At 69.9% G+C, this 10,236-nt stretch carries 10 protein-coding genes; 5 read left to right on the top strand and 5 right to left on the bottom strand.

The features are described 5' to 3' along the window. Positions 1-8 precede the first annotated feature (8 nt). Positions 9-2,528 carry a DEAD/DEAH box helicase gene (locus DYE23_RS27385; protein WP_115328654.1) on the bottom strand — a complete coding sequence of 840 codons (2,520 nt, stop codon included), beginning with the start codon at positions 2,526-2,528 and terminating at the stop codon, positions 9-11. Positions 2,529-2,581: 53 nt separating this feature from the next. Here DYE23_RS27385 and DYE23_RS27380 point away from each other — a divergent pair, with 53 nt between their 5' ends. Together DYE23_RS27380 and DYE23_RS27375 are read left to right on the top strand one after the other, a co-directional pair. Further along, positions 2,582-3,427, top strand: coding sequence for a lysophospholipid acyltransferase family protein (locus DYE23_RS27380; protein WP_011891920.1), 846 nt, complete (start codon positions 2,582-2,584; stop codon positions 3,425-3,427). 9 nt (positions 3,428-3,436) lie between these two features. Continuing rightward, the gene (locus DYE23_RS27375; protein WP_011891921.1) at positions 3,437-3,871 is read left to right on the top strand and encodes an SRPBCC family protein; all 435 of its coding nucleotides are present in this window, start codon (positions 3,437-3,439) and stop codon (positions 3,869-3,871) included. Between the two features lie 9 nt (positions 3,872-3,880). Here the strand turns inward: DYE23_RS27375 and DYE23_RS27370 are convergent, their stop codons facing one another. Both DYE23_RS27370 and DYE23_RS27365 read right to left on the bottom strand, forming a co-directional pair. Further along, entirely contained in the window at positions 3,881-4,705 is an 825-nt protein-coding gene (locus tag DYE23_RS27370) for an acyl-CoA thioesterase (RefSeq protein ID WP_011891922.1), read from the bottom strand. A 21-nt stretch (positions 4,706-4,726) separates the two neighbouring features. Continuing rightward, the gene (locus tag DYE23_RS27365; protein ID WP_011891923.1) at positions 4,727-5,932 is read right to left on the bottom strand and encodes a metallophosphoesterase; all 1,206 of its coding nucleotides are present in this window, start codon (positions 5,930-5,932) and stop codon (positions 4,727-4,729) included. Between the two features lie 72 nt (positions 5,933-6,004). Here DYE23_RS27365 and DYE23_RS27360 point away from each other — a divergent pair, with 72 nt between their 5' ends. From DYE23_RS27360 to DYE23_RS27350, 3 genes are read left to right on the top strand one after another with little or no spacing between them, the layout of a single operon-like run. Further along, a complete protein-coding gene (locus DYE23_RS27360; protein WP_115328653.1) occupies positions 6,005-6,838 on the top strand; it encodes an SDR family oxidoreductase in 834 nt (277 codons plus the stop codon). 33 nt (positions 6,839-6,871) lie between these two features. Further along, positions 6,872-8,167 carry a hydroxyacid-oxoacid transhydrogenase gene (locus DYE23_RS27355; RefSeq protein ID WP_115329124.1) on the top strand — a complete coding sequence of 432 codons (1,296 nt, stop codon included), beginning with the start codon at positions 6,872-6,874 and terminating at the stop codon, positions 8,165-8,167. Next, on the top strand, positions 8,158-8,577 hold the full coding sequence (locus DYE23_RS27350) for an acyl-CoA thioesterase (RefSeq protein ID WP_172527849.1): 420 nt from the start codon (positions 8,158-8,160) through the stop codon (positions 8,575-8,577). The genes DYE23_RS27355 and DYE23_RS27350 overlap by 10 nt, the downstream gene beginning before the upstream one ends. On the opposite strand, the gene DYE23_RS27345 is transcribed toward DYE23_RS27350, so the two are convergent. Then, entirely contained in the window at positions 8,563-9,243 is a 681-nt protein-coding gene (locus DYE23_RS27345; RefSeq protein WP_011891927.1) for an alpha/beta hydrolase, read from the bottom strand. The genes DYE23_RS27350 and DYE23_RS27345 overlap by 15 nt on opposite strands. After that, entirely contained in the window at positions 9,240-10,235 is a 996-nt protein-coding gene (locus DYE23_RS27340) for an NAD-dependent epimerase/dehydratase family protein (protein WP_011891928.1), read from the bottom strand. Before DYE23_RS27340 ends, DYE23_RS27345 begins: the two co-directional genes overlap by 4 nt. Position 10,236 lies beyond the last annotated feature (1 nt).

Genomic DNA, 10,236 nt, shown 5'->3' with positions numbered 1-10,236 from the left:
GTGCCGTTTCAGTCCAAGCGACCCGCGTCGGTGAGGCGCAGCACCGGCGCGCCCTCCTCGTCGGAGGCCGCAAGGTCGACCTCGACCTCGAATCCCCAGTCGTGGTCGCCGGCGGGATCGTCGAGGATCTGGCGCACCCGCCACACGTCGCGCTGCCGGTCGATGATCAGCAGCGCCGGACCGCGGGCGTCGGCGCCGGTCCCCACGTCGTCGTGCTCGTCGAAATAGTCGTCGCCGATCTCGCGCCACCGCTGGGCGGACAGTCCGCCGCGACCGTCGAGCGCCGCGAGTTCGTCCCAGCGTTCGCGGGCGAACAATTCGACCCGCCGGAACAGCGCGTTGCGCACCATCGCGGTGAACGCGCGCTCGTTGCCGGTCAGCGGGCGGGGCTTCGCGGGCACCGTGACCGGTTGGTCGTGCGGTTGATCAGGGCTGGTGAGCTGCTCCCACTCGTCGAGCAGGCTCGAATCCACCTGCCGCACAAGCTCGCCGAGCCACTCCACGATGTCGGTGAGCTCCTCGGTGCGCGCGGCGGCGGGCACCCCGGAGCGCAGCGCCTTGAATGCATCCGACAGGTACCGCAGCACGGCGCCCTCGGCACGGGTCAGCCCGTACTCGCTGACGTACTCCCGGAACGTCATGCCGCGCTCCCACATCTCGCGCACCACGGACTTCGGTGACAGCTTTCCGTCGGCCGCCCACGGATTGCTCTGCAGATACACCTCATACGCGTGACCGAGCAGTTCGGCCAGCGGCTTGGGATAGGTCACCTCGTCGAGCAACTCGATGCGTTCGTCGTACTCGATGCCGTCGGCCTTCATCTGCGCGACGGCCTCGCCCCTGGCCCGGTTCAGCTGCGCGGCCAGGATCTGGCGGGGGTCCTCCAGCGTCGCCTCGATGACCGAGACGATGTCGAGCGCATACTGATCCGACTCCGCGTCGAGCAGGCCGATGGCGGCCAGCGCGAACGTCGACAGCGGCTGGTTCAGCGCGAAGTCGCGCGGCAGGTCGACGGTGAGCCGGTAGCGCCTGCCGTCGGCTTCGGGTTCGGCCAACCTCTGGACGACCCCGGCCTGCAGCAGCGACCGCGCGATACCGACCGCCTCGCGGATCAACCGCAGCTGCCTCTTGCGCGGCTCGTGGTTGTCGGTCAGCAGCCGCCGCATCGCCGCGAACGGATCCCCGGGACGGTCGACGACATCGAGGATCATCGCCGTCGACACCTTCATGTTGCTCGTCAACGGCTCCGGGGTCGCGTCGACCAGCTTGCTCAACGTGGCCTCGCTCCACGGGACCATGCCCTCGGGGACCTTGCGGCGCACCAGTTTCCGTCGCTTCTTCGGATCGTCGGCGACTTTGGCGAATTGCTTGAGATTCTCCACCTCGTGGTCGGGCGCCTGCACGACGACGGTGCCGGCGGTGTCGTATCCGGCGCGGCCGGCCCGTCCCGCGATCTGGTGGAACTCACGGGCGTTGAGCAGCCGGGTGCGGGTGCCGTCGTACTTCGACAGCGCCGAGAACACCACGGTGCGGATCGGCACGTTGATACCGACGCCCAACGTGTCGGTGCCGCAGATGACCTTGAGCAGGCCGGCCTGGGCCAGCTGTTCGACCAGCCTGCGGTACTTGGGCAGCATCCCGGCGTGGTGCACCCCGATGCCGTGCCGGACCAGACGCGACAGCGTCGACCCGAACGCCGACGAGAAACGGAACGCGCCGATGTGCTCGGCGATCGCCGCCTTCTCCGCCTTGCTGCTGACGTTGACGCTCATCAGCGCCTGCGCCCGCTCCAGCGCCGAGGCCTGGGTGAAGTGCACGACGTAGACCGGCGACTGTCGGGTGTCGATCAGCTCCTGGATGGTCTCGTGCATCGGCGTCGTCGCGTAGGAGAAGTACAGCGGCACCGGCCGCTCGGCGTTGGCCACCAGCGCCGTCGGGCGGCCGGTGCGCCGGGTCAGGTCCTCGCGCAGGAAGGTGACGTCTCCGAGCGTGGCCGACATCAACAGGAACTGGGCCTGCGGCAGTTCCAGCAGCGGCACCTGCCACGCCCAGCCGCGGTCGGGGTCGCCGTAGAAGTGGAACTCGTCCATCACGCACAATCCGATGTCTGCCTCGGTGCTGGTTGGGCCGCCCTCCCGCAGCGCGACGTTGGCCAGGATCTCCGCGGTGCACGCGATGATCGGCGCATCCGCGTTGACCGACGCGTCGCCGGTGAGCATTCCGACGTTGACCGCACCGAACACCTCGCACAGCGCGAAGAACTTCTCGCTGACCAGCGCCTTGATCGGCGCGGTGTAGAAACTCACGCCCCCGGCGGCGAGCTGGGCGTAGATCGCACCGGTGGCGACCAGCGACTTACCGGAGCCGGTCGGGGTGGCGAGGATGACGTTGGAGCCGCTGACCAGCTCGATCAGCGCCTCCTCCTGGGCCGGGTACAGCGTGGTGCCGTTCTCCTGCGCCCACGCCCCGAAGGCGGCGAACACGTCGTCAGGGTCGTCGCCGGGGTCGGCGATCAGGGGAGCGGACATCGGCAACAGCCTGCCAGGTTTGCCGATCGCTGCCGCAGTCAATATCGGTATCCATGGCAGGGTTGGGCGATGTCCTCGGATGGGTCAAGCACGAGGTGTCCTCGCGTGTGCCCAAGGCCGACCTCGATCAGCGCGACGCCGACTACATCCGGGAACAGCTGCCGGGGCTGTGGCTGCTCGCGTCGCTGTACTTCCGCGCCGACGTGCGCGGCCTCGACCGCATTCCCGCCGACGGGCCGGTGTTGCTCGTCGGGAACCACAGCGGTGGGAACCTGCCACCCGACACGTTCGTGTTCACGCTGGCCTTCTGCTCGTACTTCGGCGTCGAGCGGCCTTTCTACCAACTTGCCCACAACCTGGTCGTGTCCATGCCGGGCTTGGGCTCGCTGCGCAAGTTCGGCACGGTCGCGGCCAACCACGACAACGCGACGCTGGCACTGAAGTCCGGCGCCGCGCTGCTGGTGTACCCGGGCGGCGACTACGAGGTGTTCCGGCCGTCGTGGAAACGCCACGAGGTCGACTTCGGTGGCCGCAAGGGCTATGTGAAGCTCGCCCGCGAAGCAGGCGTGCCGATCGTCCCGGTGGCTAGCGTCGGTGGTCAGGAGGCGGCGCTGTTCCTCGACCGCGGGCAGTGGCTGGCCAGTCTGCTCGGCGTGGACCGTATCGCCCGGCTCAAGAGCGTCCCGATCCTGCTGGCTCCGCCGTGGGGACTGGCCGTCAGCGACATGATCCCGCGCCTGCCGCTGCCGACGAAGATCGCGATCGAGGTGCAGGAGCCGATCTCCGCCGATGACATCGCGGCAGACGATGACGACGCGGTCAATGACCGGGTGCTGGCGAGCCTGCAGTCCGGGGTGGACCGGCTGGCGGCGCAGCGGCGATTCCCGGTACTCGGGTAGGAGGGGAGCATGAGGCTTTCGCGCAGTGTGATCGTCGACGTCGAACCGCATCTGGTGTGGAAGCACATCAGCGACCCCGGCTGCTATCCCGAGTTCATGGCCCACCTGGAGCGGTGGGAGACGGTGACCGAGGGACCGGTCGGCGTCGGCTCCCGCTACACCGTGCACTGGAAGGTGGGGTCGGTCCCGATCGGCGGCGTCATCGAGGTCGTCGAGTTCGACGAGCCGCGTGACCTGGCGTGGATCGGCATCACCGGCGTGACGCTGCGCGGCCGCTTCCGGATGCGCGACGCCGGAGACGGACGGACCAAGGTCACCTTCCGCCTGGCCTACGAAGCACCCGGCGGACTGCTCGGGCTGATCGCCGACCGGGTCGCCGCCCGCCAGGTCGGGAGCATCATGAACGAGACCGTCAAACGGCTGAAGGTCCTCGTCGAGAGTTGATCTGCAGCCTCAGCCGCGAGGCGGCGGGAAGTACATCTCCTGACGCACCGTGCATACGAGTTCGCCGCTGCGGTTGAACAGCGTGCCGCGGGCGAGCGCGAGCGTGTCGGCGCTGCTCGGCGACGCCATGTCGTAGAGCATCCAGTCGGACAGATCGGCCGCGGCGTGGAACCACACCGAGTGGTCGCGCTGGGCCGCCATCACCAGCCCGCTGCGGGCGGCGTAAGCGGGTTCGGTCAGGGTCACCGCCGACAGGTACGCCACCAACGACGCGGTCAGCACCGGATCGTCGGGCACCTCGCCGTCGGGTCGCAGCCAGATCCGGGCCGGGGCCGGCGGGCCGGTCGCGGCGTCGACGACGCGCCGTTCGAACCAGCGCAGGCTCGCCCACGTCCCCTCCGCCGAGTGGGATTCCGCGGAATGCGGCGCCACCACCGGCAGCGACTCCGGCGCGGGGACGTCGGGACACGGCGGCTGATACGTGACCCCACCCGGGGCCTCGGTGGGCAGTTTGAACGACGACAGGGCCTCCAGCAGGATCTCGTCGCCCTGGCGCGCGGTGACTCGACGCGCCGAGAACGTCCGTCCCTCTTGGAGTTTCACCACCTCGAACGTCACCGCGTGCCGGGAGTCGCCCGGACGCAGGAAGTAGGTGTGCACGCTGTGGGGGGCGCGGCCCGGGGCGGTCAGGCTGGCGGCCAGCAGGGCCTGCGCGGAGATGTGACCGCCGAGGATGTGGTTGGCCGGCGCGGGCAGCTGCGCGCCGGCGAACAGGCCGTCGCCGACAGACCGCAGTTGCATGGAGGCGAGCACGTCGCCGAGCGAGGAGGACACGCAGGTATCTTGCCTGAGCTGCTACCGGGCTCTGCGCAGCGTCAGCAGGGTGATCTCGCTCGGCGCGAACACCCGGAACGGCGGGCCCCAGAAACCGGTCCCGCGGCTGGTGTAGAGCTGGGTCCGTTCGCCGTGCCGGCTCAGTCCCTGCACGACCGGCTGCTCCAGACGGACCAGGAAATTGAACGGCCACATCTGCCCACCGTGCGTGTGTCCCGACAGTTGCAGGTCGACACCCGCGGCGGCCGCGCGGACGACCTGCTTGGGTTGATGCGCGAGCAACAGCACCGGCGACGACGGATCGGCCCCGTCGAGCGCGGCGGTCAGGTCCGCGCCGTGCCCCCGGACTCCGGAACCGGCGGCGGTGGCATCGTCGACGCCCGCGACGACGAGCCGGTCGCCACCGCGCTCGACCACGATGTGCCGGTTGTGCAGCGCGTCCCACCCGATGCGTTCCATGTAGTCCAGCCAGCCCTGCGCCTCGCTGAAGTACTCGTGATTGCCGGTGACGTAGACGCGGGCGGCTTTCGCCCGCACCATGGCGAGCGGGGCGGCCTGAGCGTCCCGGATGTCGGTCGTCCCGTCGGCGATGTCGCCGACGTGGCACACCACGTCGGCGTCGAGCTCGTTGACGCGATCGACCACGGCCGCCGACCATCGGGCACGGTTGATGGGGCCGTAGTGCGTGTCGGTGATGACGGCGACGCGCAGCCCGTCGAGGGCTGGGCCGAGCCGCGCCAGCGTGACGTCGAGGCGCCTGATCTGCGGCACCCGCATGGCCTCGAAATGCCCCCACCCGAGCAGTCCGACGGACACGACGAGCACCGCGGTGGTGACGATCCGGGAGCGCGCGGGGTCCTCGACGCCGCCCACGAGCAGTACGAGCCCGAACAGCTGACCCAGCACCGACCAGACGAACAGCACCCAGCCGACGCCGAGCAGCACGTCCCCGGCGACCGAGGCTGGGTCGCTGCGCCGGCCGTGACCGAGCAGCATCGTCGTCGGCAACGCCACGAACGCCGCCGCGAACACCACGGTGCCGGCGACGAGGACAGGCACCGGCCACGCGTTGCCCGACATCACCAGCGTCCACCACGGAACCCCGAACAGCAGCAGCATGATCGTCAGCACGATCAGCGTGCGCACCCAGCGCCGCCGCCGGGGTGACCGACGCCGTCGCTCCTCGCGCGAGCGCTCGGCAGTGACCTCCACCGGTTTGTCAGTCATCTTTCGAAACTACCGGCGGGGGATTCCGCCACGGTCGGCGCGCAGTGTTGAATAACCCCGGGAGGTTTACAGATGAGCGCAGTTTCGTTAATCACCGGCGGTGCCGGCGGCATGGGTCTGGCGACGGCCAAGGTGGTCGGACGTGACCACTCCGTCGTGCTGTGTGACGTCCGGCAGGAGCGACTCGACGCGGCGGCGGCAGAGCTCGCCGGCCTCGGGATCTCCGCGACGACGGTCCACTGCGACGTCGCCGACCGCGACGCGGTCGGCCGGTTGTTCGACGGCGCGGCGGTGGCGGGAACCCTGGCGTCGGTGATCCACACCGCGGGGGTGAGCCCGAGCATGGGTGACGCCGAATACGTCATGCGCACTAACGCTCTCGGCACCGTCAACGTCGGCGAACAGTTCTTCGCGCGCGCCGGTGAGGGGGCCGCGCTCGTCAACGTCGCGTCGATGGCGGCTCACATACTGCCCGCCGAGCTGATCCCGACCGCGGTCTTTCCCGCTGCGCTGCAGGATCCCGACACGTTCATGGCCGAGATGCTCACAGCGTGCGAGATCGCACCCGAGGAGGCGCGCTCCGGTATCGCGTACGCGTTGAGCAAGAGCTTCGTCCGGTGGTACAGCGTCGCGCAGGCGGAACGGTTCAACGGCAAGGGGCTGCGGATCCTGTCGGTATCGCCCGGCTCGATCGACACCGAGATGGGCAGGCTCGAGGAGCAGGCGGGTGCGGGCGCGATGGTCGCCGACGCGGCCGTGCCGCGCTGGGGCACCGCCGAGGAGATGGCCGATCTGCTGGCGTTCTGCGCGTCCCGGAAGGCCGGATACCTGACGGGCACCGACATCCTCAACGACGGTGGCGTGATCGCGTCGATGACCGAACGGACCCGACTCGCTTCGCAGTGAGACGCGGCCCGAGCCGATAGCATGGCGTCGGTGATGAGTTGCTGCCATACCGGTGACGGGGACGGCGCGTTCACCGTCGACGCATCCCGCGTCACGTTCGGGCGGGGCTGTATCGCCGAGGTCGGCGACCGCGCCCGCGCGCTGGGTATCACTCGGGCCGCGCTGTTCTCCGATTCCGCCGTCGCACAGCTGGAGGTCTTCGACGCCGCGCAGCGGTCGCTGCGCGCCGCCGGCATCGACGTGGTGGACTACATCGACGTCCGCGTCGAACCGACCGACGAATCCTTCCGGAGTGCAGCCGCTTTCGCCACGGAGGCATCGCCCGACGGGTACATCTCGGTCGGTGGCGGATCGGTGATCGACACCGCCAAGGCGGCCAATCTGTACGCCACCCATCCCGCCGACTTCCTCGAGTACGTCAACGCCCCGGTCGGCGCGGGCGCCCCGGTCCCGGGACCGCTGGCGCCGCACATCGCCTGTCCGACGACCTCGGGCACCGGCAGTGAGGTGACCGGCATCGCGATCTTCGATCTGTTGTCGATGGCGGCGAAGACGGGCATCGCGTCACCGGCACTGCGCCCGACCGAAGCACTCGTCGACCCCGACTGCACAGGCACCCTGCCGGCCACCGTGGTGGCGTGCAGTGGACTCGACGTGCTGTCGCACGCGCTGGAGTCCTACACCGCGCGGCCGTACACGCACCGCGCGGCACCGGCCCGGCCGACCCAGCGCCCGATGAGTCAGGGCGCGAACCCGTGGAGCGATCTGGGCTGTGGCGAGGCGCTGCGTCTGCTCGGCACGTATCTGGCGCGCGCCGTCGCCGACGCGTCGGATTCGGAGGCCCGCGAGCAGGTCATGTGGGCGGCGACGCTGGCCGGCATCGCGTTCGGCAACGCCGGCGTGCACCTTCCGCACGCGATGGCCTACGCGGTGGCCGGACAGGTGCGCGACTTCCGGCCGGTCGGCTATCCGGACTCCGAACCCCTTGTGCCGCATGGTATGTCGGTGATCCTGAATGCTCCTGCGGCATTCCGGCTCACGGCTCACACCGATCCCGCCCGGCATCTGTTCGCTGCCGCCCGGCTGGGTGCCGACACCGCGGACGCGGCGCCCGAGGACGCCGGCACGGTACTGGCCGAACACCTGATGACGATCATGCGACAGGTCGGGATGCCCAACGGGCTGGCCGGCGTCGGATACACCGACGCCGACGCCGCCGCGCTCGCCGACGGGGCCTGGCCGCAACAGCGCCTGCTCGCCAACGCCCCCATCGACGTCGACAAACCGTTGCTGGCCAACGCCTTCGAGCAATCGATGCGATGCTGGTGAGCGACTACGGGTACTTCCTGCAGATCACCACGCGGTGGATGGACAACGACGTGTACGGCCACGTCAACAACGTCACCTACTACAGCTACTTCGACACCGTCGCCAACCACTTCCTGATCCGGGAGGGCGGACTCGACATCCACACCTCACCCGTCATCGCGCTGGTGGTGGAGTCGAAATGCTCGTACCTGGCGCCGGTGGCCTATCCGGACGACCTGCGGGCCGGGCTGCGGGTCGACAAACTGACGAACCGCTCGGTCACCTACGGCGTGGCGATCTTCGCCGGCGACGGGGACGACCCGGTCGCCCACGGCTACTTCGTCCACGTGTTCGTCGACCGGGAGCACCGGCGCGCCGTCCCGATCCCCGAGACCGTGCGTGCGGCGCTGGAACGTCTACGGGGACAGTGACGTCACCGACGCGATGAGGTCGGCCACCTCGCCCGCGACCCGCCGGGTGGCCGGGTCGTCGGCGGGTTCGTACCGGTCGGCTCGCGCGTCGTAGCGGGCGCCGGCGATGTCGCCGTGATCGGCGTCCAGCTCGGTGAGCGAGACGGGCCACCCCGTCGCTTCGAGGTGGGCGGCGAAGTCGCGGCTAGCCTCGGGTCCGACGACGTCGTCGCTGGTTCCGTGCAGCAGGAGGAACGGGGTACGTACCTGCGCACCGGCGGTCAGCTCGGTGAGGTCGGCGCCCGAGATCGGATCGTGGGCCATGAACGCGCCTGCGAGACAGACCGTGTGCGCCAGGGTGAGGCCATACCGGCCTGCGTCGGCGGTGAGTCCCGCGGCCGCGGCTGCGCCGAGTGACCAGCCGACGACGATGAGCCCGTCCGGGTTGCGTGTCCAGTCCCGCGCGAAGTCCGCGGAGGCCAGCAGGTCCGAGCGTCCACCGTCGGAGCTGTGTGAATCCCAGTCCGGCACAACCACACTGAAGCCGCGCTCGACCAGTAGTCCGGCGAGCGTGCCCACGGTGTGCCGCGCGTCGGTCTGCGTGCCGTGCCACAGCAGCACAGTCTGGTCCGCGGGGTCGCCGTACAGGTCGGCGGATCGTCCCGGTGCGTACTGGACGGCCGTCATCCGCCGTGCCCCCGGGCCGCGGCCAGCGCCGAGAGTGTCTCGGCCGCACTGTATTTCGGTCTCCATCCGAGCTGATCCCTGGCCTTGCCGGTGTCCATCACCACCGACGTGCGTCCCGCGTGCAGCCACTCGAGACTGGACGGCACGAACGGCAACCGGGCGATCACCTCCGATGCCGCCACCGCCGCCGCGCGGGGCACGGGGACCGGCCGGGCACCGAGGGCCTCGCCGAGTGCAGACATCGACAACACGCCGTCACCGGCGATGTTGTAGGCCCCCGGCGGCGCGGTGGTGGTGGTCACCGCCAGCGCGATCGCCGCCGCGACATCGTCGTGGTGGACGAGCTGAAGCGGCGTACCCGGATCGGGGAACGGCGGCTTGAGCAGCGGCAGGGCCTGGGCGACTCGCTGCACCGGCATCGGGAGCTGATTCCAGGGCATGGCGTCGGCCAGGGCGGTGGCCTTGGGGCCGGCGACGATGCACGGGCGCAGTACGTACACCTCGAGGTCGGATCCCGCGGTCACCTCCCGCAGTGCGGCCTCGCAGGCGGCCTTCTGTTCGGAGTAGTAATGCTCGGCCGAGCCCCGGACCGGTACGTCCTCGGTGATCGGCACCGGGTTGTCGGCGTGATAGCCGTAGGCGGCCACCGACGAGGTGTAGACGAGCCGCCGGGGGCGGGCGGCCGCGACGACGGCCTCGAAGACGTTGCGGGTCCCGGCGAGGTTGACGCGGGCGCTCTCCTCCCGCGAACCCATGATGATGAACGCGAGATGGACGACCACGTCGGCGTCCTCGACGAGCCGTTCGACGGCGTCGCGGTCGAGGATGTCGCCCTGTCGGTAGAGCGTCTTGGTCCAGCCCTGCGCGGCAGGGTCGAACGGTCGCCGCGCCATACCGACGATCTCGGTGACTTCGGGCAGCGCCTCGAGCGCCGAGATCGTGGAGATTCCGATCTCACCCGTGGGGCCGGTGACCGCGACGCGCAACGACATG

The organism is Mycolicibacterium gilvum, from assembly GCF_900454025.1.
Classification (GTDB): Bacteria; Actinomycetota; Actinomycetes; order Mycobacteriales; family Mycobacteriaceae; genus Mycobacterium; species Mycobacterium gilvum.
Note: the sequence above shows the minus strand (reverse complement) of the source record. Positions and strands in the feature narration are given on the sequence as shown.